The following is a 21,194-nucleotide window of genomic DNA, read 5'->3' as shown; positions in this document are numbered from 1 at the left end:
TTTTACCTCTCATTTGGCTCAGCGGCCCACTTTGGGCAGAATCAGAGGTATTTTTACCTCTCATTTGGCTCAGCGGCCCACTTTGGGCAGAATCAGAGGTATTTTTACCTCTCATTTGGCCCGCGGCCTGTTTGGGCACACTGTGTTGCAAGCGACCCAGTTTAAGGGGCAATTCTTTTCCGTCTTTGTTGCGACCAATCCCAGCTAAACCGCGCCCAACCAAAAAAAGGCCGTCCCCAAACTCCTGGGACAGCCCCTGCACAACCAAACTCAAATCATATCCAGCGGCACCTTCCAGGCCGGCTGCGGAAAAGCATCGTCGAGCTTCCAGCATTCCTCTTCGCTCAGCCGGATCTTTGCGGCTGCGGAGTTTTCGGTGACATGCTTGCGGCTCGATGCTTTGGGGATGGCAATGATATCGCCTTCCCGGATGCTCCAGGCCAGCATGATCTGCAGCGGGGTTGCCCCATGCTCCTGCGCTATCTCCCGTACGGTCTCATTCTCAGCCAACCCTTTGCGGAGCGTGCCTGCCTGGGCCAGCGGCGAGTAAGCCATTACAGGAATCTTGTGGGTACGCTGCCATGGCAGCAGCTCATGCTCAATGCCCCGTGAGCCGAGATGATAGAGGACCTGATTTACAGCACAGCGGTCTCCACCAGGAATGCGCAGCAGCTCCTTCATATCCCCGGTATCGAGGTTGGATACGCCCCAGCGGGCGATTTTACCGGAGGCTATGAGCTGTTCCATCCCCTTCACCGTCTCTTCCAGCGGGATTTGTCCCCGCCAGTGCAGGAGGTACAAGTCCAGATGATCCGTCCCCAAGCGCTTCAGACTCTCTTCACAGCTGCGGGTAATCTGGTCCAGACCGGCATTGTGCGGGTGCACCTTGGAAACGAGAAAAACCTGATCCCGGATGCCCCGGATGGCTTCACCCACCATTTCTTCGGAACGGCCGTCTCCATACATTTCGGCGGTATCAATGAGATTCATACCCAGCTCCACCCCCAGCCTGAGAGCAGCTATTTCCTCGTCACGCTTCGCTGTGCTGTCGCCCATGTTCCAGGTTCCCTGGCCCATTTTTGTCACGGCGGTTCCGTCCTTGAGTGTGATCGTACCGGATATGTTGGTGTTCATGAACAAAGTCTCCCTTAACCATTAAATTGAATTACCTTATTATACCTACTATATATACTTACCATGTTGCCTCAATCGAAACATCGTACAGGTATCCATTTCGTGAAAACTGCTGCCGCATAGCCTGTATGTCCATCCGCAATTCCATCGCAGACAGTCTGTTTAAGACAGCTATTTTACAGTGGAACCTCTACACTTTCCCAAACAGCGTCCATTCCTTTCGCAGCGGACACGGTCCGGCGGGCCGAAGGCCGGTAATCTCCACCAGCACCTAAATCCGGTCTCTATCGCCAGCCTCTCCAGCAGCACCTAGCTTAATAATACTCTGAATGCCTGGGAATTACAGGTAGCTTTTGGTAATTGTAGCGAACTGTAGTGAACTGTTGAAACTCTAGAGAACTGTAGTGAACTGTGGCGAACTGTTGAAACTCTAGAGAACTGTAGCAAACTGTAGCGAACTGTAGCGAACTGTAAGTGAAGCTGGCAACCAGCTATCCTCCATAGCAATCCTTATGGAAAAAAGTGAACTTAATTCTCCCTTATCCCGCTCCCCGCAAGCGTTAGTTGGAAAAAGGATAACTAAATCGACCCATCCCCCCTTTTTCAGGTGAATTCGCGTAATTTAAGTTTACTTTTTCCAACTATTCTCTCCAATAGGTAGCTTTTGGGTGAATTTAAGTGGAGAAATTCCAACTTCAACTTTACTTCCCTGTTACAAACTGCAATCGTCGTCCGCTTCCGCACCCTGCCCGAGCGCCGGCATGTCCATTTCATTGTCTTCACCGCAAAATCAGCCTAATAATTTGAGGCCGACGGCCGCTCCGAGAATCATTACGATGCAGATAATCCGCCGTAATTCACGTCCCTCCCCATAGAGCAGCATACCGAGCACCGCTCCCCCGGAAGCGCCAATTCCTGTCCATACCGCATAGGCCGTTCCCATCGGGAGAGTCTTCATCGCCTGTGACAGCAGCAGCAGACTGCCGCCAAAACCCAGCAGAAACAGACCGAAGGTCTGCCAATTTCGGTCCCGCTGCAGCCTGCCGAGCATAGCCACTCCGAGCATCTCGCAACAGCCTGCAGCAATTAGCATCAGCCAATCCATGTTATGACACCTCCTTTGTATGGGAATTTCCGGTAACCAGCTTCAATCCAATAACTCCGGCCAGCAGCACCAATATAAGCACTAACTTGATCAACCGGAACGGTTCGCCGAACCACAGCATATCTGCCAGAACAGTACCGGCCGTGCCTAATCCCACAAAAACAGAATACACCGTACCCACCGGAAGCCTTCTGCTCGCCACGATTATGGTATAGAAGCTGACCAGCAGCGCCAGCCCCGTAATCAGCCATTCCCAGGGAACCGAAGCATGCTTCAGTCCGATTACCCACACTACCTCCAGGCAGGCGGCACCTGCAATTTTGAACCATGCGCTATTGTTTTTCATGGTCGAATCTCCTCCTCTGATTCCAAACAAATAAGCCCGAGAGGCCATCGTCCAACGACGATACCTCCCGGGCTTTTATCCCTCCGTGTTGACACGGAATTATAACTCCGTGCGTTCTCCCTCGGACCTGCCGGCCTAAATACACCGCGGAACCCTAGAAAACTAAAAAAGAATGATTAAGTTACATCGTATGTTAGCAAATTCCCGAGCGAAAGGCAACCCCTATTTTCCGAAGCAAATTCCGGTCCATCTACGGACAGCATTTCGAATGCGTCTATTAACAGCACTGTGGGGAGCTACTCATCAACACTATCCTGTGATTTATACATCAGGACAATCTGCAACTCACTCATTTGCACTATTTAGCAACTCATCCACCAGCATCTTGTCCGAGACTCATCCCTCAGCATCATGTTCGAGACTCATCCATCAGCATCATACAGACTCTCTCGTCAGCAGGATTTCAAGGCTCATCCCCCTGACTGGCTATGTCCGGGGGCTATTCAGCAATCGCCCTGGATGCCTAATTGCTCCAGCAGAATTGCTGCCCCCCAAGGAGCCAGCTCAAGCTCCATTCCCGCTGCAATCTCCCTTCCCGACAGCAGCTCTTCCGCAGGGCCGTGCGGATAGACCAGTGACTGCGGAGTGTCAGAGTAGTTCAAGTAGTAACGGACCGTCTGGTTCTGCGGATTGATGCCTGTCTTGACGATCAGCGGAAAAGCCAGCTCCTGATCCGCCCCCCATAATCCGGCCTCCTGCACCGCTGCTTTCAGGATGCTGTCCGCCATCTCTCTGCCCGTCATGCAGCCGATATAGGTTGCACTGCCCTGGCCGTAACGGTTCCGTGTCACTGCGGCATATTCTCCCCAGTGCGGATGATCGTACCGGAGCAGCACCTCCGCCGTCGTCGGCGTAATCAGCTCCATCCAGGTTTCCACGCTGATGTCTTCGGCGCTGACATCCGCATTCCCGCTCTTCAGCCGCACCTCATGCGGCGTCACGAACAGGCTGTAGCCGATGCCGCAGGCCTCGCTGATGATACCCGGCTGGATGGTGGTACGCACCTTGACGGTTTCATCCGCGAACCCGCTTTTGAACGTATACACGGCATGTCCGCCTTGTCTTACGTATTCATTCAACCGTTCCAGTGCCTCATCAGAGACCGCATACAGCGCCGGTACGATAATGAGACTATATTCGGTCAGTTCTGCATACCCTGGCTGAATAAAATCGCACTCGATGTTCATCCGGTACAGCCCGTCATAGAGCCAGCGCACAACATCATTGTAATTTCTGCCGTCCGGCAGCTTGAACCATTCCAGCGCTGTGAGGGCTTCATTGCTGATCATTACAGCAACCTTATTCTTCTTGCGCAGACCGTACAGCGAACCGCTTAAGCGCGCAAAATCCCTGCCAATGGTGACCGCCTCGTTATAGACCGGGTTCGGCTTAAAGTCATGGCTGAGCAGCCCTTTCCAATACGTCTCTATTGAATTGTGAATCGAGTGCCAGTGCCAGTAAGCAACCATATTTGCCCCGGAGGCCAGATGGCTGAAGGCCTGCAGCCGGAGCTGGCCCGGGTAAGGGGTCCAGTGGGGAAAAGCCTGCGCCTGTGTCTCCAGCACCAGGTAGTTGCTGCGCTTCAGCGAGCGGGCCATATCGCCGCCGAAGGCGATCTCCGTTCCGGTCAGCTCATGCTGCGAGGGATGATAAATATCCACGCCGGCAATATCGAAGGCCTCTGCTGCGGCAAAGTGGTCGACAGACGGCTGGACCCCGAACGAATGCCCGCGCCATTCAAAATCAAAGTTCTGCGTGACGAACTGCCCCGGCTGCTTATACTCGTTCACCAGTGCCACCTGCCAGGCCAGAAAATCCGTCACCAGCCCGCGCTGGAAGCGGGCGAACTCCGCCCCGAGACTCCCGTTAATAGTGCCCACCACCGAAGGGAAGTCCTCCCAGCTGTTGATCCGGTTGCTCCAGTAGTCCAGCCCGAAACGGCGGTTGATCTCTTCCAGTGTTTCGAATTTCTCCCGCATATATTTGACGAACAGCAGCTGCACATTGTCTCCGGCTGTATCGTAATGCTTAGTCTCGTTGTCCGTCTGGTAGCCGACCACCGCCGGATGCTTGCAGACCCGGCTGATCAGCTTGCGGATGATCCGCTCCGCATGGAACAGATAGGCTGGATTGGTAATATCCATGATCTGACGCGCACCGTATTTTCCCGGTCCCTTGGGCGTTACGGCCAGGACATCCGGGTGCTCCTTCACCAGCCAGGCGGGTACGGCATAGGTTGGTGTTCCGACGATCACTGAAATCCCCTCCGCATGCATCGCATCCAGCACCCGGTCAACCGAGGTGAAGTCGAACACGCCGTTCTGCGGCTCATGGGTACTCCAGGTCGATTCGGCAATGCGGACCGTATTGATGCCCGCCTCCTTCATCATGGCAATATCCTCGTCCAGCCTCTCGTAAGGCATATATTCGTCGTAATAAGCTACGCCGTAGCGAAGTATACTCATCTTTTTTTCCTCCCTCTCAGCCCTTAATCGCTCCCTCAGCAATTCCCTGCATAATAAACTTCTGGAAAAACCCGTAGATGACAATGACCGGAAGCGCAGTCAGCACCAGTGCGGCCAGAATGAGCGACCATTCCTTGTTGTATTCGCCAAACAAAGTATTCGTCGACAGGATCAGCGTATATTTATTGGCATCCGTAAGCATCAGCAGCGGCAGCAGGAAGTCATTCCAGATCCACAGGAAGTCGAGTATCGCAATAGTCACGGTAATCGGCAGCAGCAGCGGAAAGATAATCCGGAAAAAGGTCTGGAACTCACCGCAGCCGTCAATGCGCGCCGCTTCCTCCAGTTCGCGGGGGATGGACTTCACAAAACCATGATACAGGAAAATCGCCATATTTACTCCAAGACCGATATAGATCAGGGCGAGGCCGTAGGTACTGCCGCTGACATGCAGGGATTTGGCCATCCGGGTCAGCGGAATCATAATGGAATGAAACGGCACCAGCATCGAAGCGATGAACAGCGAGAAGATGGCAGCGCTAAGCCTGCCGGAGGTCCGGGACAGCTTGTAGCCGGCAAGGGCAGCACAGAAGATGATGCCTCCAATCCCGATCACAGACACAATCACCGAGTTGAGCGTGCTGTGCAGCAGGTTGATTTTATCAAAGGCCTGGCTGTAATTCTCAAAATGAAGTTTGGTCGGCAGCGCTATAAAAGAAGCGAACATCTCCCCCTGGGTTTTGACGGAATTGATGATTGCCAGATAGATCGGGAAGAAGGAAATGACGGCACCGATAGACAGAAACAGCGTGATAAACAGCGAAGCTCCTTTTCTCAGTCTCATGCTTCCACCTCTTTTCGTTTCATGACACCAATCTGGATGAAGGTGAATATCAGGATAATCACGAACAGAATCACCGATTTGGCGCTGGCATATCCGTAGCGGAAGTTGTTGGAGAACGCCTCTTCATAAATATTCATCGTGATCACCTGCGTACTGCGTCCCGGACCGCCGCCGGTAAGGCCATAGACCACCTCGAACACCTTAAAGGCTCCATTCAGCGTCAGGAAAAAGCAGATCGTCACCGCATGCGTAATCATCGGCAGCGTCACCTTGCGAAACGTCTGGAACGGGCTGGCGCCATCGATGACTGCGGCTTCCTTGAGGCTTTGCGGCACACCCTGCAGGGCGGCCAGATATATAATCATCATATAGCCGACGCCATTCCACAGCGATACGATTATGATCGAATAAAAGGAGACCTTGGGATCGCCGATCCACAGCTGGTCCAGAAAGGACATGGCTGTTTTCTCCGCAATTTGCGGCAGCACCTGGGAGAACACGAAGGTCCACATAAAGGCGCTGATAATCGTGCTGATCATATTCGGCATGAAAAAAATGGTGCGGAAGAAGCCTTTGGTTCTGGTTTTCGTCTCAATAAACACGGCAAGCACAAGCGCGAATATATTTTGCAGGACAATCATGAACAGCACATATTTCAGGGTGAACAGCAGCGAATGCACGAAATCCGGGTCCTCGCGCAGCGCTTCGATGAAGTTGCCAAGCCCGATAAAGGAATAATTGCGGTTCAAGCCGTTCCAGTCTGTGAAGCTGTAGTACATACCGCCGATCGTAGGAATCAGCAGAAATAATAAGTAGATAATAAATGCGGGCGCGACGAAAGCAAGCAGCGAAACAATATGTTTGTAGCTCTTGACCGGCACAGTATCCGCCCCTCTCCTTCTATGATGTGGGCAGCAGGAAACAGGGATGGAGGAAAATGGGGTTCAACCGCTCTTCCATCCCTGATCGTCTGCCGCAGCTTATTTATTGACTTTGTTGTAGGATTTCCACGCTTTATCGAGTGCCTTCAGCACATCATCCTGCGACATTTGTCCGGCATAGTAGGCCTGCAGCCCTTTGCCCACCTCATCCTTGACCGATTGCGGAATGGCCGGGTCCTGTACAGACTTGCCTGCTTTGACATAGGTGGTAGCTTCTGTGATCCAAGGGTAGCTTTCATAGGTGTGGACGGTGGATACCGGATTGAACTTCATCGCCTGGAAAAGCCCGTTGGACGCCTGGTCGTCCAGCACATAGTTAAGAAAATCAAGTGCGACTTCCTTATTTTTGCTGGTTGGAGACACTGCCAGCGATGTCGAGGCGCTGAGATTAATTAGCGTTGCCTCCGGATTGTCGTTAATCGGCAGCGGAGCGACTCCAAAGTCCAGATCCGGGTTCGATTTCAGAATCGTTTCGGCATACCATGGACCCATCAGCCACATCGCCCCCTTGCCTGCGGCAAAGGCTGCCGCACCGTCATCACCGCCGACTTCAGTAGCTTTGGCTGTGCCATTCTCATTGATCAGATCGAATACATCAAAGATCGCGGATTTCATTTCACTGAAGGAGCCTTCGTCCTTGTTCATCTTGTTCACGAATTCAGGATCTTCGGTTTTCATCATTCCGCCCACAGCCAGCGGCAGCACCAGCTGCGGAATCCAGGACTCCTTATAGGAGAGTACAAATGGGGTTATGTTTTTGGCTTTCAGCTTCCCGATGACTGTCTTCATCTCTGTGAGAGTCGTAGGTGGAGTCAGTCCCTGCTCGGTGAAGATTTTTTTATTGTACAGGTAGCCCCAGGACAAGGTTTCCAGCGGCAGCGCCACAACCTTGCCGTCCGTAGTGGTCACTGAAGGCTTCACGCTGTCCAGCAGCTTGCCGACAAACGGCTGGCTGGTCAGATCCTCCAAATATCCGGCTTTATAGTAAGAAGGGATTTCATTGACAGCATGGATGGCGAAAATATCCGGCGCATCATTCGAAGCAAGCCGCGTCTTGAGAATCTGGGAAGCGTTATCCGCCGTAGGCATTTCCAGCTGCACGGAGACGTCGATGTTTTTGTCCGCTTTCTCTTTCTTCACGAACTCGGCGATGTAGTTGTCATATTGCTCCTTAAAACGCGTCTGCGCGATGAACATCTTCAGTGTGACGCTTTTGGCGCTGGCACTTCCGCTGCCGCTGCTTGTATTGTCTCCGGCCGCATTGCCTGCATTTCCGCCGTTGTTGCTGCCGCAGCCTGCAAGAAGTGTAGCGGCGAGGAATGTGACGAGTAACCCTTTGCTCATCTTTTTCATGCTGTAAGACCTCCCAATGTCTGTGTTTTGTTTACGCTTTCATTGTATCGTGATTGTGAAAGCGTTTAATTGGACGGAATTACCCTTCCGGATTGGACATTTTTAAACCGGATTTCTGCTTGCGCATTTCCCCTGGAGCTACACCGAAGTGCTTTTTGAATACCCTGTAGAAATACCCGACATCCTCATATCCTGCAAGCTCGGCCACGGTTTTGATTGGAATATTTTCATCGGCCAGCCACTCCCTGGCCTGCTCCATCCGCAGCCCGAGAATGTAATCCGTGACGTTGCAGCCGTACTCCTGCTTGAACACTTTGCTTAAATATTCCTTGCTGACAAAAAAAGCTCTGGCCAGCCCGTCCAGCGTCACTGCCTCGGCAAAATGTCCGTCGATATACTGCCTTACCTCTTCCAGGTTCAGCTTGTTCTTGAACTTGCGCTGCCCGATCAGCTGCTCAAGGCTTGCTTCATAGAGATCCCGCAAATAAGCAGTCACACTCTCTGCTGAAGCAAGTGCCGAATGGGGAATTTCCGCCTTCAGCAGCTCTTCGTCCAGCCCGTTCCCCCGGATAAGCTCCTTTAGCAGCAGCAGCATTTCGCTTGCCGTCTGCCGGAATACTCCCGGGCCCTTTATGCCCTCAAGCTCCAGCCTTCTTCCTATTTCTATTAGAGCCGAATTTACACCCCCGGCATTCAATTCATTGAAATGCACCCGCATCCGCTGTTTGCAGGAGGACAGCCACAAGGACACATCGATATCCAGTGCGTATACGCTCTGCCCTCTGCCGGCCTCTTCCAGCTCCCTCCGGCATTTGTCCAGCACAGCGTTCAATTCCTTGGGGTCAATCGGCTTCAGCAAATAATCCACCGCCCCATACCGGAGGGCATTCTGGGCATATTTGAAATCATCATAGCCGCTGACTACGATGACCTTGATCTCCGGGTTCCGCTCATGAAGATTATTCATCAGCATCACGCCGTCCGCGCCGGGCATGCGCATGTCGGTGATTACAATATGCGGCGACAGCTCACTGATCAGGCTCAGCGCTTCCCGGCCGTCCTCGGCTTCCCCGGCAATCTCCATTCCAAGCTCCGCCCATGCGCCGAACGTCCGCACAATGTCCCGGTTCCAGCTCTCATCATCCACCAGCATCACTTTAATCATGGTCGGTTCATTCCTTTCAATATAAGATAAGTCGAACTTCAGTTTTTCATATTGGGGTCTGGTCGTGACTCCGATGAATGTTTGGACTTCCGGCCGCTGTTGTCTGCAGATTTCTTGATTTATACCGCTGTTCGCGGTTGAAATCCGCAGACAAAGGCGGACGCATTCGCTCCTCCAGTTCCAAACTTCACCTCCATCACTTCTACCCTTTTATTAATTTTTCAAGTTCAGCTTATAATGGAATGGTCACGGTCACTGTGGTTCCCTGTCCTTCTGTACTCTCTACCCGAATGCCATAGCTGTTGCCAAAATGCAGATGAATCCGCGAAGCCACATTGCTCAGCCCGATCCGTTCACCGTGGGTCCACAGCTTCCCGCTGCGCCGGGTCAGCCTGCCCTGCAGCTCCGCAAGCTTGCCCGGCTCGATCCCCACCCCATTGTCACGGATGATGATGACTGTATCCTCTCCGGCGCGGGCCACTGTAACCTCCAGCTCCCAAGGGCCTTCCTGCGGCTCCAGGCCGTGGAAAAAAGCATTTTCCACAATCGGCTGCAGGCTCAGCTTCGGAATGAAGCTGCCCCGTGTCCCTTCGTCCACCTCCAGGCTGTAATTCAGCCGGGCAGCGAACCGCTGCTGCTGAATCTGCATGTAGTTGTTCAGATGGTTCAGCTCCGCCCGCAGCGGCGCCAGATCCTCCGGCTCGCGGATAATATAGCGGAACATATCGCTCAGCGAACGAATCACGCCGTAGCTTTCAGCCGGGCTGTTCTTGAACAGCATGCTGCCGATCATCTGCAGGGTGTTCTGCAGGAAATGCGGGTTGATCTGGGCCTGCAGCGCTTTAAGCTCGGCACTCTTTTTTTCCAGGCTGATCATGTATTCCGTCCGGATATGCTCGCGGATGCGGTGCGACATTTGATCCAGCTTCGTCTCCAGCAGGCCGATCTCATCCACACGGTTGCTGTGGCGCATCTCCCGCTCCTTCATCATGCCGAAGCCCTGAATCGAGCGGGCCAGACTGACAATCGGCGTCGCCAGCCGCCAGGCTAGAATGACGGCGAGCAGAATTGCCACAACTACAGATACCGCACCGATAATCAGACCAAAGTTCATGGTCGCCAGCGCACTCTGGTTAATGAAGCTGTTCGGGATCACCGTGACCAATTTCAGACCCACCGGGTCAATGGTATTGTAGAACACATATTCATGATCGCTGCGAAAGTACCCTTGCGTCTCACTGGTACCGGCAACCCGGTCCAATATTCCGCCAGCCGGAGTACTGCCCCAAGGCTGATACAGCACCTTGCCGTCAGCTCCGGCGATAAGTACCGTATGCTCGCTTCCCCGTCCCAGCAGGTCCAGTGTCTGGTCGAGTACGCCCCAGCGGATCTGCAGGGAAATGCCGCCCAGCTTCTCCTGATTCTCAAAACGGTTAATGCTGCGGATCAGCTGGAATTTGGCGCCATCCGTACTGTCCGTGGTGATCATGAAATCCTTGTTCTGGTCGAACAGCAGCTTATAGGGTGCCGGAACGACAGCCGGGGATTCAATATCGCTCTGTGAGGCATTGATCGTGAACAGCTTGTTGTATTCCTTCAAATACAGTTCCACCCCGACCACATGATTTCCGGCAGAGTAGAACAGATTCGTCAAAGTATCGGTAATATTCCGCTGCGCTGTAAATTGGCTGGACAGGCTCGCTTCCCCGGCATTCGCCAGATAATCGCTTAAATGCGGACTGATCAGCACGGTATAGATCAGATTGTTAAGCTGGGCGAACTGGTCGCCGAGATAGATCCCCGTCCATTTCATATTGGATAGATTCGTGCTGATCACTTCTGCCTCCATCGAGCGGCGGCTGTTCTCGGCAGCCAGCGCTGTAATCGCCACAATGGGCACTACAGCCAGGCCGATCATGGTCAGTATAAGCTTGTTGCGGATACTCCGCCGGAAAGGTCCGGACAGCTTCATCATCCACTTGGCTAACATTATCGCTCCAGCCCCCTTGCCTCTCATGCCGTAGTGTTTCCCAAGGCAGAATGGAATATATAGCAAGCAGAAACGGCTTTGCCGTCCTTTTAAAGGACGATACCGTTTCAGCTAGAAATAGAAGGAACATTTATTGCGTGAAGCATATAAATTCTTATATTTGTAGCAAAAAACTAACGCCCCGCAATTGCCGGACGTTAGTTCATTTTAGAATACAGCTATGCTGAGCTTAACCTATCACAATGGTATGAAAGGATTCGGCTTCAAGTTCAAAGGAGTACAACGATGACCCGCTATGCAAATGCAGCATCCGTGCCTCCGTATAAGGATTGACGATAACCACCGTCAGCCTGCCTTCCGGTGTGCGGAATGCGACAGCATGTCCGCTCCATGGCCCCTTCAGCCCCACCCTTACCGAACCTGACACGGCATAGCGGGAGAAATGCTTCATCACATAGTACTCCGGATTGTGGATGGCCTGCCTCGAGGCAGGATCAATGGTCAGCATAGAGTTCTGCTCCCAGCCCCAGGTACTGCGCCCTTTAGGGGCAAGCGCCATATTCCAATAAATATAGGCGTTGACTCCGTTCACAAAGTAGTGCTGGTACAGGCCAAAAATATATTTGGCGTAAAACCAGGTGTTCTCGCCATCGCCGCATTCATTCTCCGTCTGCATGTAACGCAGCTCCGGGTAGCTCTGCACGGTACGCTGAATCGCATGTTTGCCCGCCCATTGATAGCCGACGCCCTTAACGTATTTATAGGCATCCGGATCACCAAGCACCACCCCGGCAAAAGCATCATGATCGCTGGATTTCTTTTTCAGCCATTCATCCCACGGCTCCGGGGCGTTGATCGTGCCAAGCCAGATTTCCGTGTCCAGCCCATGCTGCTCGAACGCCGGCCCGAGATAATCGCGGATGAAAATCTTCAGCTGCTCACCGGTCCAGACACAAGAGGGGAACTTCTGATCAGCGACCACTTCATTTTGCACATGCACCTGGTGTATAGTTATTCCTTCTGCGCGGTAGGCCTCAACGAACTTCACGAAGTAAAGGGCGTAAGCGGCAAGAATCTCCGGCTCCCAGCGGAGCGTGCCGTAATTGTAAGCCTTGGGAAATTTCATCCACGTCGGCGGACTCCAGGGAGAAGCGAATAATTGGAGCTCCGGGTTCAGCGCCAGGGCTTCCTTGATATAGGGAATCAGCAGCTGCCGGTCCCGTTCAATGGAGAAATGCTCCATCGCGTAATCGCCATCCGTTTCGTTCAGGCTGTACCAGTCCAGCGCATAATCGCTGGCCCCGATCGGCAGCCGGCAGATGCTGAAGCGCTGTTCTCCCTCGGGATGGAACAAGTTATACATCACTCTGGCCCGCTCATCATCCGGCAGCTGGCCCAGCGCGGCATAGCCCAGTTCATTGAAGCAGCCGCCGAAGCCTTCCAGTGTCTGGTAGCTGTCATCCGTAACGGTCAGATTGGCCTGCGCCGCCCCCTCCGTTCCCGGTACTTTCGCCTCCGGCACCTCCCGATCGGTCCAGGGTGCTTTTTCTGTACTCGAGATCCATTTAAGCTGTATAGTTGTCATCGTCTGTACCCTCCAAATTCAACATGAAAATTCAGAAACTTATCCTACCCTTCACTGCAGCGTGCCGTATCCATAGCTATGATTGCGCTTTCATTATAACTTAGTCTGCTTCATGGGGGGAATGGACAATCCGGCGGTCCGGGATTGGACGATTTTAATCTGGGAACGAATAGGGAGAACTGACAGTGGAACAGATCATTCCAGGCAATGGCCTCACTAGGGCAGCAATTAACCCAAAAGGCAGCAAAGCCCGGCAATGGGCTGCTGCCTTTTTTTGCATCTATACGAAGCTCCTTCAATGGATCACACGCTTCAGACGCCTGTTATTTCGCTCCCGCCAGCGCATTCAGCTCCCGCAGATCCTGAGCCAAATCAGCCTCGGTATATTTCCCCTGCCCGAAGCCGATCATAGCCCGCAGCGGCATATATTTCATCATCGCCGCGAACATCTCCGGATTATCCTCCATCGCACTTTCGAGCCCGAAAATACTGCTGAATTTCTTCGCGCGCTCTGCTGTAAGCGGATTGTCCAGCAAATCCCCGACGGTAGTATTGCGGTGGAAGCTCACTGCTATCTCCGTCGTGGAAGCCACTTCAAGGGAAGCGCTCAAGCGGATATCACGGGAGGAAGCACCGACCCCAATCCGGAAGGTTCCGCTCTCGACATGCCAGTCGCCAAGCTGCACATTGTAATAGGCAAAGGCGCGTTTATCCAGTGTAAAAGAAACTCCGCGCGCCTCTCCGGGATGCAGTTCTACCTTCTGGAAGCCCTTCAGCTCCTGGAGCGGACGGATGACGCTGCTCTCCACATCACCGACATAGAGCTGCACGATCTCCTGTCCGGTCCGGCTGCCGGTATTCTTCACGGTTACGGTGACCTGGACGGTTTCAGTATCGTTTATGCTGGTTTTATCCAGCACCAGATTGCTATATTCAAATTCAGTATAGCTTAGGCCGAAGCCGAACGGGAACAGCGGCTCTATCTCTTTTTTGTCATAGTAGCGGTAGCCGACGAACAACCCTTCCCTGTATTCCACCTTGTCGCCTTCACCGGGGAAATTCAGGAACGACGGGTTGTCGCTTAGCTTCACAGGGAACGTTTCGGCCAGTTTTCCGCTTGGGCTAACCACGCCAAAGAGCAGGTCGGCAACCGCACCGCCAAAAGCCTGTCCGCCCAGGTAGCCTTCCAGAACGGCCTTTGTCTTGCCGATCCAGGGCATTTCCACCGGAGAACCATTGCTCAATACTACGATAATATTCTCCTGCACCTCAGCCACCGCCCCGATCAGTGCGATATGGCTTGCGGGCAGGGACAGATGGCTGCGGTCATACCCCTCCGACTCGTATCTGTCCGGCAGTCCAAGGAACAGCACTGCGGCATCCGACTTGGCGGCTGTGTCGCGCGCTTCACGCAGAAGGTCTTCGTTCACGTCATCGCTGCCCAGCTCATAACCCTGCGCATACAGGAAGCTTGTTGCCTCTCCCGCCACCGCCTGCAGTTCCGCAAAAGCATCATCCAGCTTCGTCGGATTCACATGTGAGCTGCCGCCGCCCTGATAACGCGGCTTCTTGGCGAACTCACCGATGATGGCAAGCGTGCCTTGCGGGGCCAGCGGCAGAAGGCTGCCTTCGTTCTTGAGCAGCACCATGCTTTCCTGGGCTACCTCGCGGGCCAGTCCGTGATGCGCCGCAGCATCGAATGCAACGTTCTCTTGCCGCTGCTCTACCGCATTAAAAATAAAGCTAAGCAGCCGCTCCACCGCAAGGTCCAGCATCTCTACGGACAGTTCGCCGCTGTTCACGGCAGCAACGATTTTGGCGCCGCCAATCCCTCCGCTTGAAGGCATCTCCAGTTCAAGCCCGGCCTGCAGTGCCTTCACCCGTTCGTTCACCGCACCCCAGTCCGACACTACGAAGCCTTCAAACCCCCATTCATCCCGGAGAATCCGTGTCAGCAGGGTTTCACTTTCCGAAGCATATTCGCCGTTCACACGATTATAGGAGCACATGACGCTCCATGGCTGGCTTTGCTTCACTGCCCCTTCGAAGCTCGCCAGATAAATCTCCCGCAGCGTCCGCTCGTCAATCACAGCATCGGTGGACATTCTGCGGTGCTCCTGGTTATTGGCGGCAAAATGCTTCAGCGATGTGCCCACACCCTGGCTCTGCACTCCCTGAATATGATTCGCAGCCATCTCCGAAGACAAATATGGATCTTCAGAAAAATATTCAAAATTCCGCCCATTCAGCGGGGAACGTTTGATATTGGTGCCTGGTCCCAGCAGAACGGCCACATCCCCGGCCTGGCATTCTCTGCCCAGAGCTTCACCGACCCGGCGGATCAGCTCCCGGTTCCAGGAAGAAGCAAGTCCTGCTGCTGAAGGAAAGCAGGTGGCAGGCACACTGTTATGAAGACCCAGATGGTCGGCGCTCTCCGCCTGTTTGCGCAGGCCATGCGGTCCATCTGTCATCATCACAGACGGGATGCCCAGCCGCTCAACTCCTTGGGTATGCCAGAAATCAAGACCTGAGCAGAGAGCGGCCTTTTCTTCAAGCGTCAATTGCGAAATGAGGTAATGAATGTCAGTTGTCATGTGTGGAACCTCCTTGAAAGTGCTTTCTTATTTCTCATTCTAATATACTTCCAGGCAGATTTATGGCAGAATAATTGTATTCTTGGTATTTTCATTGGGTAAAGGGTGAGGGCACATGCTGGATCATTTGGAGGATCATGAACGGATTTCTTATATATGCAGGCTGCTATACGAGGCTTACCGGCTGCCGGTGGTATGGCTGAATACGGAAGGCGAAACAGTGCAGGCACTGCATCCGCTCGGCCAAACCCGGCCTCCGGTTGAAGGCGTCCAAGGGCTTCCGGTGGAAATTCTGGAACATATACAAAGTACTGCGAACAGCGGGAATCATGCAGCTGCTGCTCCACTTCCGCTACTCTGCACAACGGCTTACCTGGAGAATTTCGTCGTTCTCCCTTTATACGGAGAGCTGGAGCAGACTGGGTCCATCGTCATTGGCCCTTCACTGTACGCTCCCCTGACCGAAGAAAATGCAGGCACCCTGCTGCGTGACCACAACATTCCTCCGGGAAGGCAGGAGGCCTGGCTGCAATATTACCGCAATCTGCCCGTGCTGGACCGGATGCGGCTGTATCATGCGGCCATCCTGCTGTATACGCTGGCCACCGGCCAGGCCCTGTCCATCAGCGAACTGCTGCATGATCCACAGCTGCTCCAGCCTGCCCAGCTTAAGGACAGCGCACCTGATTTGAATCTGTCCTACCGGCGGGAGAATACCTGGCTGCACCACGATCCGAGCCAAGAGCGCGAGCTGTTCCGGCATATCCGCAGCGGGGACAAGAACGGGCTGCTGCAGACACATGCCGGCTTCAACGAAGATCAGTACGGGCTGCTCTCCAAGAAAAGCCAGCTGCGCAGCAAAAAAAACCTCGCCATCTCCTCCATCACCCTGGCAACCCGCGCGGCCATTGACGGAGGGCTGTTCTGGGAGATCGCGTATACGCTGAGCGATTTTCATATTCAGCACATTGAGGAGCTGAAGGATATTCCGGCGGTGGACCGTGCCTTGCTTGCGGCTCTGTGCGAATTTGCCGATCATGTGAAGGACAACCGCAGGTCCAAGCTGTCCCGCACCTCTGCGCTGTGCCAGAATTTTATTTTCAACCATTTATATGAGGAGCTTACTTTGAGCAAGCTTGCCGGGGTTACCGGGCTGAATGCCAGCTACCTCTCCCAGCTGTTCAAGAAGGAAACGGGTTTTGCCGTCAGCGATTACATTCAGCGGGAACGGATCGAGGAGGCTAAACGCCTGATGGAGCTGCCGGGGATCACCCTGTCGGATATCGCTACCCGGCTGCATTTTAACGACCAGAGCTATTTTACCAAAGTATTCAAGAAATATACCGGCATCACCCCCAAGCAGTTCCGGCATGACCGGGGGATCACCTGATAGCATCTCTCACTGTTCACCTAGCCGTTGTGTCGATTCTGCCACACTCTCCGCACAAGACAGAGGCATATCTGCAATAGTATGGTACAATTCTGGTAAGAAACCATAAATTTAGGAGGGTTAACATTGGGGATTGGCATCATTTTAGTTGTAGTGTTCGTTTATATCGTCGCTAAGGCCATTCTGAGGGATAACAACAAACGCGGCACCAGCGGGAGAAGCAGGAATGATTCCGCCGACAGCTTCTTCTTCACAGGAACCGGAGCGGATCTTACCCCGGGTGACAGTCATAAACATCATTCCGGCCATCCTCATCATGACGGGAACAACGATAATGGCAGCCACAACAATCATAGTCACGGCGGGAGCAGTTGGGGCAGCGGCCATGGCAGTCACGGCGGCTGGGATGGCGGAGGTCATAGCGGAGGTCACGACAGTGGGGGCTTTGGCGGTGGCGATTCCGGCGGTGGCGGCGGAGATGGCGGTGGTGGCGGTGGTGGAGACTGAACCTTATGGACTTAAGAACCCGCTGGCGCAGTGCAGCCAGCGGGGGCTTTTTAGGCAAGGCTATTGAATCAACCCGCCATGAAACCTGCACTCATAGACTTTGACTGCCCCGTTCCAGATCTCCTCATACCCGCTGAACCACTGGAAATCACCATCCACCGTACATTTGTATGTAAAACCGTCTCTCCGGTAAGTCTCTGGACCTCTGAAGGGTTTGTCCTCAGGCACACGGAGCAAAGCGGCCTTCAAAAAATCACCGCTAAAGCCATCCGCAAGCACCCGTCCGGCATAGTTCAACGCCCAGACCGGTTTCCCATCCTCCCACAGGGCTTCTTCTCCGGCAAACTTTTTTGTTCCCAGGTAGGTATCCAGGTACTTTAGATTTCCTTTTTGAAAATCCAAATCATGCGACTGCGGGCGGGACGGCGGCGTTTCCGGGCCTTTACCCGCATAAGTTTCTTTTTTGGCCTCCAATAAAAAATCAATGATTCCCTTCATTTCTCATCCTCCTCTGAGCTTTATGGCCGCTTCATTATAGAACATAAGTTCCCATTTATACAGTTAAATAATGTACAGACAATGACCTCCAGCACATGCAAAAAGCCCCGCACCTTCTGAATTATCAGAACATACAGGGCCATTCTGTATTCCATTCTATGCGCTGAAATGGAAACGGCTCAGCAGAACCTCGCCGCCAAAAATCAGATAAATATCCGTATTTCCGGCTTCAATGCCGACAAGAACGGACAGGCTTTTCCACTCCTGGATTGCACCGCCTGCCGGAATCTCCAGCGTACCTGCCAATTTCCCAGCCGGACCTCCGGTCCGGATCTCCACGCTGCCGCCTGTGGCCGAGGCTACAAGCCCATGGAACTCCACTGCACCCTGTGCGAAATCCACATCTTTAAAAGCGATCCAGGCTCCGTCCGCTGCCGGGTGAATGGATGCGCCGCCCGCTTTGCACTCATCCAGGTATACTTTTTCATAGTCATCGTAGTTCTCGGCTTTGACTGTAGCATACAAATTACGTGGCGGAACAGTATCGCCCTGCACATACACGCGTCCGGTCAGTTGAATATCGCCCGAGGAACGGCCAATCATGACCTCGTAATCACCGGTTTCCACACAATATTGCTCCCGCGTCACATCCCAGAAAGCCAGCTCGGCCACCGGCAAAGTGAAGGCAACAGTCTGCGTTTGTCCGGCGGTAAGATGAATTTTTTCGAAACCCTTGAGCTGCTTCAGCGGACGCTTCACCCGGGAGGACAAGGCATGGATGTAGAGCTGAACCACTTCGTCACTGTCCACCGCGCTGGTATTTTCAACTTCCACTAAAAGGTTAATCATTCCATCCGGCTGCAGCTCATGCTCCGCCAGCAACAAATTGCGGTAAGCCACCTGCGCATAGGTCAGGCCATGGCCGAACGGATACAGCGGCTCGCCGTCAAAGTACATGTAGGTTCTTTTGCCTTTGATGATATCGTAATCCATGAGGTCTGGCAGCTGATCTACGGAACGGTACCAGGTCATATTGAGCTTGCCTGACGGACTGTAGTCCCCGAACAGAACATCCGCTACCGCGTTGCCGAGCTCCTGCCCACTGTGGGAGGTATACAGCACCGCCGGAATATTGTCATCGATCCATGTGGAGGAAATCGGGTAGCTGCCCACTATAACTACTACAGTGTTGGGATTGGCTTCGTACACTGCCTTGACCAGACGTTCCTGCTCCTCCGGGAGCACAATATCCGGTCTGTCGATTTCTTCCTTGCCGTTGAGCAGCGGATGGTTGCCGATGAAGACGACAGCGACCTCTGCGGCTTTGGCCGCTTGGACTGCCGCTTCCACACCATTTACAATAACGTTCCTGTGAAAAGTGTGCGCTTCACTTCCGGCATCCTGGTCGCCAACCTGTAGAGCTCCATCCTCTGCGCTTACAGAGATCAGCTTGTCATTCCAGGTGCGCAGGCTGACAGCTCCCCCGTCTTCCGGTACCAGATTCAGTGATTCCTTCACGTACCAGCCATAGATTTCATCTGCGGAAGCTGTCAGGGTACCGGCATCGCTCAGTGTAACATACTGCCCCCGGCTGGTCGCTTCCAGCGTATGAGCATTCCAGCCCCAGGCCGTATGGCGAAGCAATTCTCCGCGCTCAGGCACATCATGCAGCACCGCCAGCCTTCCTTCTTCCCCGGTCATTCCCACGGCCTTGCCGCTGGCCGCCGAAGTCAGAATAATATGGTCGTCCCCGCTCGCAAAAACCACCTGCTTCCCGGCCAGCTTCTTGGTCACCCCCTGCAGCGGAGTCACGCCATAAGCTAAAGTGCCGGAGTACCAGTCTCTGAAGGCTTCATCCCCCAGCGGCCCAATGACCGCGACTTTGGATAACGCTTTGGTACTGAGCGGAAGGGCCGCATTGTCATTCTTCAGCAGGACGATGGACTGCTTCGCGGCTTCCAGTGACAGCTTGCTGTGTTCCGGGCTGAGAATGACGGAATCGTCTATCGCTGCGTACGGATTGCCTTCTTCAGGATCGAACTCGCCCAGCCGGAAGCGGACCCGGAACGTATTGAAAAGCGCGCGGTCCAGGTCCTCCTCGGTTAGCAGACCTTCGTTAAGCGCCTGATGAATAACCTTGATCGTCTCCTCGGTTTCTTCAGTCACACTGTCGATGCCGTTTTTGATAGATTCCGCCATAGACCGGGCGAACGATTCGTAATATTTGTGGTCTTTTACAATCCCGAACAAATCTCCGGCATCGCTTACAATAAAACCGTCCATTTCCCATTCGCCCTTCACAATCTCCATGACCGCAGGATGCAAAATCACCGGCACGCCATTCACCGAGTTGTACGCTGTCATCATCGACTGCGCGCCGCCTTCCTTGAAGGCTGGCTTGAAGGCTTCCAGATAATACTCGCGCATATTGCGCGGATCAATGCTGGAGGAAGCCACGCCGCGGTCAATCTCATTGTTGTTGCCGAGGAAATGCTTAAGCGTTGCTGCCGCTTTCAAATATTTGGGATGGTCGCCTTGAATGCCCTTCACCAGTGAAGTGCTGAGACGGCCCGTCAGTGTGGGGTCCTCGCCATAAGCCTCTTCCGTTCTGCCCCAGCGCGGGTCGCGCTCCATATCTACTGTAGGCGCCCAAAGGGTCAGGCCATTTAACGTCGGATTTTTGCGGTAAAACGCTCTGGCTTCATCCCCGATCGCCTCACCGATCTTTTGCAGCAGCTCCGGGTTCCAGGTGCAGGCCAATCCGCCCGGCTGCGGAAAGGAGGTGGCTGCGCCCAGCCAGGAAATCCCGTGCGCCCCTTCGGTGCCGTGCTTATAACCGCCTACTCCTAAACGTTCGACGGCTGCTTGATATTGGGGCATCAGGCTTACCTTCTCATCCAGCGTTAATCTGGAGAGCAGGTCCTGCACACGTTCATTCAGCTGCAATTCAATTTGTTGAAAGGGAAAGGTTCCGGTTTCCATTGAGCAGACACTCCTTTTGATCTTTATGATAACGGTTTCATCTATCATTCCTATCATAAAAGATTCCCGCCGGGAGCAACACCTGAACAATTGACAGAAAAATCAGTTCAAAATTAGAGATTCGGGCGGGGAGCTGCGCCCGGGCCAGAATCCAAGGTAGGCGGGGCTACCCGGCCGCGGGCGCTTCAACAACGGCACTTTTGCCGTTGTTTCCGGGCTACCCGGCCGCGGGCGC

General features: G+C 53.6%; 16 protein-coding genes and 1 riboswitch. Of the genes, 2 read left to right on the top strand and 14 right to left on the bottom strand.

Annotated elements, in window-relative coordinates:
- From BLQ82_RS32410 to BLQ82_RS23030, 12 genes are all read right to left on the bottom strand, one after another.
- Nucleotides 1-274 (bottom strand): hypothetical protein (locus BLQ82_RS32410; RefSeq protein WP_208861954.1); only part of this gene is annotated, 274 nt, incomplete at its 3' end.
- Nucleotides 271-1,134, bottom strand: coding sequence for an aldo/keto reductase (locus tag BLQ82_RS23080; RefSeq protein WP_074648534.1), 864 nt, complete (start codon nucleotides 1,132-1,134; stop codon nucleotides 271-273). The genes BLQ82_RS23080 and BLQ82_RS32410, both read right to left, overlap by 4 nt.
- Nucleotides 1,135-1,924: 790 nt before the next feature.
- Nucleotides 1,925-2,239, bottom strand: a complete 315-nt coding sequence (locus tag BLQ82_RS23075; protein WP_062520906.1) for a DMT family transporter — start codon at nucleotides 2,237-2,239, stop codon at nucleotides 1,925-1,927.
- A gap of 1 nt (nucleotide 2,240) precedes the next feature.
- On the bottom strand, nucleotides 2,241-2,585 hold the full coding sequence (locus BLQ82_RS23070; protein ID WP_062520908.1) for a DMT family transporter: 345 nt from the start codon (nucleotides 2,583-2,585) through the stop codon (nucleotides 2,241-2,243).
- A gap of 62 nt (nucleotides 2,586-2,647) precedes the next feature.
- Nucleotides 2,648-2,754: riboswitch (guanidine-I (ykkC/yxkD leader) on the bottom strand.
- Between the two features lie 334 nt (nucleotides 2,755-3,088).
- Nucleotides 3,089-5,110 (bottom strand): beta-galactosidase, encoded by a 2,022-nt coding sequence (locus tag BLQ82_RS23065; protein WP_074648532.1) that lies wholly within the window; start codon nucleotides 5,108-5,110, stop codon nucleotides 3,089-3,091.
- Between the two features lie 16 nt (nucleotides 5,111-5,126).
- Complete coding sequence (locus tag BLQ82_RS23060; protein ID WP_060861033.1) at nucleotides 5,127-5,954, bottom strand: carbohydrate ABC transporter permease; 828 nt, start codon at nucleotides 5,952-5,954, stop codon at nucleotides 5,127-5,129.
- The gene (locus BLQ82_RS23055) at nucleotides 5,951-6,835 is read right to left on the bottom strand and encodes a carbohydrate ABC transporter permease (RefSeq protein ID WP_062520913.1); all 885 of its coding nucleotides are present in this window, start codon (nucleotides 6,833-6,835) and stop codon (nucleotides 5,951-5,953) included. Before BLQ82_RS23055 ends, BLQ82_RS23060 begins: the two co-directional genes overlap by 4 nt.
- Before the next feature lie 99 nt (nucleotides 6,836-6,934).
- Nucleotides 6,935-8,248, bottom strand: a complete 1,314-nt coding sequence (locus tag BLQ82_RS23050) for an ABC transporter substrate-binding protein (protein ID WP_062520915.1) — start codon at nucleotides 8,246-8,248, stop codon at nucleotides 6,935-6,937.
- 79 nt (nucleotides 8,249-8,327) lie between these two features.
- Nucleotides 8,328-9,413, bottom strand: a complete 1,086-nt coding sequence (locus BLQ82_RS23045; protein WP_062520917.1) for a response regulator transcription factor — start codon at nucleotides 9,411-9,413, stop codon at nucleotides 8,328-8,330.
- A gap of 232 nt (nucleotides 9,414-9,645) precedes the next feature.
- Nucleotides 9,646-11,403, bottom strand: a complete 1,758-nt coding sequence (locus BLQ82_RS23040; protein WP_062520918.1) for a sensor histidine kinase — start codon at nucleotides 11,401-11,403, stop codon at nucleotides 9,646-9,648.
- A 229-nt stretch (nucleotides 11,404-11,632) separates the two neighbouring features.
- Complete coding sequence (locus BLQ82_RS23035; RefSeq protein WP_062520920.1) at nucleotides 11,633-12,988, bottom strand: glycoside hydrolase family 30 protein; 1,356 nt, start codon at nucleotides 12,986-12,988, stop codon at nucleotides 11,633-11,635.
- A gap of 323 nt (nucleotides 12,989-13,311) precedes the next feature.
- Nucleotides 13,312-15,582, bottom strand: a complete 2,271-nt coding sequence (locus BLQ82_RS23030) for a glycoside hydrolase family 3 C-terminal domain-containing protein (RefSeq protein WP_074648530.1) — start codon at nucleotides 15,580-15,582, stop codon at nucleotides 13,312-13,314.
- A 115-nt stretch (nucleotides 15,583-15,697) separates the two neighbouring features.
- Between BLQ82_RS23030 and BLQ82_RS23025 the strand changes: the two genes are divergently transcribed.
- Both BLQ82_RS23025 and BLQ82_RS32790 read left to right on the top strand, forming a co-directional pair.
- Nucleotides 15,698-16,972 (top strand): helix-turn-helix domain-containing protein, encoded by a 1,275-nt coding sequence (locus tag BLQ82_RS23025; protein ID WP_062520924.1) that lies wholly within the window; start codon nucleotides 15,698-15,700, stop codon nucleotides 16,970-16,972.
- A 126-nt stretch (nucleotides 16,973-17,098) separates the two neighbouring features.
- Nucleotides 17,099-17,479: a hypothetical protein gene (locus BLQ82_RS32790; RefSeq protein ID WP_157243767.1), complete on the top strand. Its 381-nt coding sequence runs from the start codon at nucleotides 17,099-17,101 to the stop codon at nucleotides 17,477-17,479.
- A 60-nt stretch (nucleotides 17,480-17,539) separates the two neighbouring features.
- On the opposite strand, the gene BLQ82_RS23015 is transcribed toward BLQ82_RS32790, so the two are convergent.
- Nucleotides 17,540-17,977, bottom strand: coding sequence for a DUF5680 domain-containing protein (locus BLQ82_RS23015; RefSeq protein WP_062520928.1), 438 nt, complete (start codon nucleotides 17,975-17,977; stop codon nucleotides 17,540-17,542).
- 156 nt (nucleotides 17,978-18,133) lie between these two features.
- Nucleotides 18,134-20,959 (bottom strand): glycoside hydrolase family 3 protein, encoded by a 2,826-nt coding sequence (locus BLQ82_RS23010; protein ID WP_062520932.1) that lies wholly within the window; start codon nucleotides 20,957-20,959, stop codon nucleotides 18,134-18,136.
- Nucleotides 20,960-21,194 lie beyond the last annotated feature (235 nt).

Source organism: Paenibacillus jilunlii (assembly GCF_900102965.1).
GTDB classification, from domain to species: domain Bacteria; phylum Bacillota; class Bacilli; order Paenibacillales; family Paenibacillaceae; genus Paenibacillus_AQ; species Paenibacillus_AQ jilunlii.
The sequence above is the reverse complement of the archived record's forward strand: the minus strand, read 5'-3'. Positions and strand labels throughout refer to the sequence as shown.

Bases quoted from the DNA above. Each gene is read 5' to 3' on its own strand.
- BLQ82_RS23080 (WP_074648534.1), bottom strand. From the start codon at position 1,134: ATGAACACCAACATATCCGGTACGATCACACTCAAGGACGGAACCGCC.
- BLQ82_RS23075 (WP_062520906.1), bottom strand. From the start codon at position 2,239: ATGGATTGGCTGATGCTAATTGCTGCAGGCTGTTGCGAGATGCTCGGA.
- BLQ82_RS23070 (WP_062520908.1), bottom strand. From the start codon at position 2,585: ATGAAAAACAATAGCGCATGGTTCAAAATTGCAGGTGCCGCCTGCCTG.
- BLQ82_RS23065 (WP_074648532.1), bottom strand. From the start codon at position 5,110: ATGAGTATACTTCGCTACGGCGTAGCTTATTACGACGAATATATGCCT.
- BLQ82_RS23060 (WP_060861033.1), bottom strand. From the start codon at position 5,954: ATGAGACTGAGAAAAGGAGCTTCGCTGTTTATCACGCTGTTTCTGTCT.
- BLQ82_RS23050 (WP_062520915.1), bottom strand. From the start codon at position 8,248: ATGAAAAAGATGAGCAAAGGGTTACTCGTCACATTCCTCGCCGCTACA.
- BLQ82_RS23045 (WP_062520917.1), bottom strand. From the start codon at position 9,413: ATGATTAAAGTGATGCTGGTGGATGATGAGAGCTGGAACCGGGACATT.
- BLQ82_RS23040 (WP_062520918.1), bottom strand. From the start codon at position 11,403: ATGTTAGCCAAGTGGATGATGAAGCTGTCCGGACCTTTCCGGCGGAGT.
- BLQ82_RS23035 (WP_062520920.1), bottom strand. From the start codon at position 12,988: ATGACAACTATACAGCTTAAATGGATCTCGAGTACAGAAAAAGCACCC.
- BLQ82_RS23030 (WP_074648530.1), bottom strand. From the start codon at position 15,582: ATGACAACTGACATTCATTACCTCATTTCGCAATTGACGCTTGAAGAA.
- BLQ82_RS23025 (WP_062520924.1), top strand. From the start codon at position 15,698: ATGCTGGATCATTTGGAGGATCATGAACGGATTTCTTATATATGCAGG.
- BLQ82_RS23015 (WP_062520928.1), bottom strand. From the start codon at position 17,977: ATGAAGGGAATCATTGATTTTTTATTGGAGGCCAAAAAAGAAACTTAT.
- BLQ82_RS23010 (WP_062520932.1), bottom strand. From the start codon at position 20,959: ATGGAAACCGGAACCTTTCCCTTTCAACAAATTGAATTGCAGCTGAAT.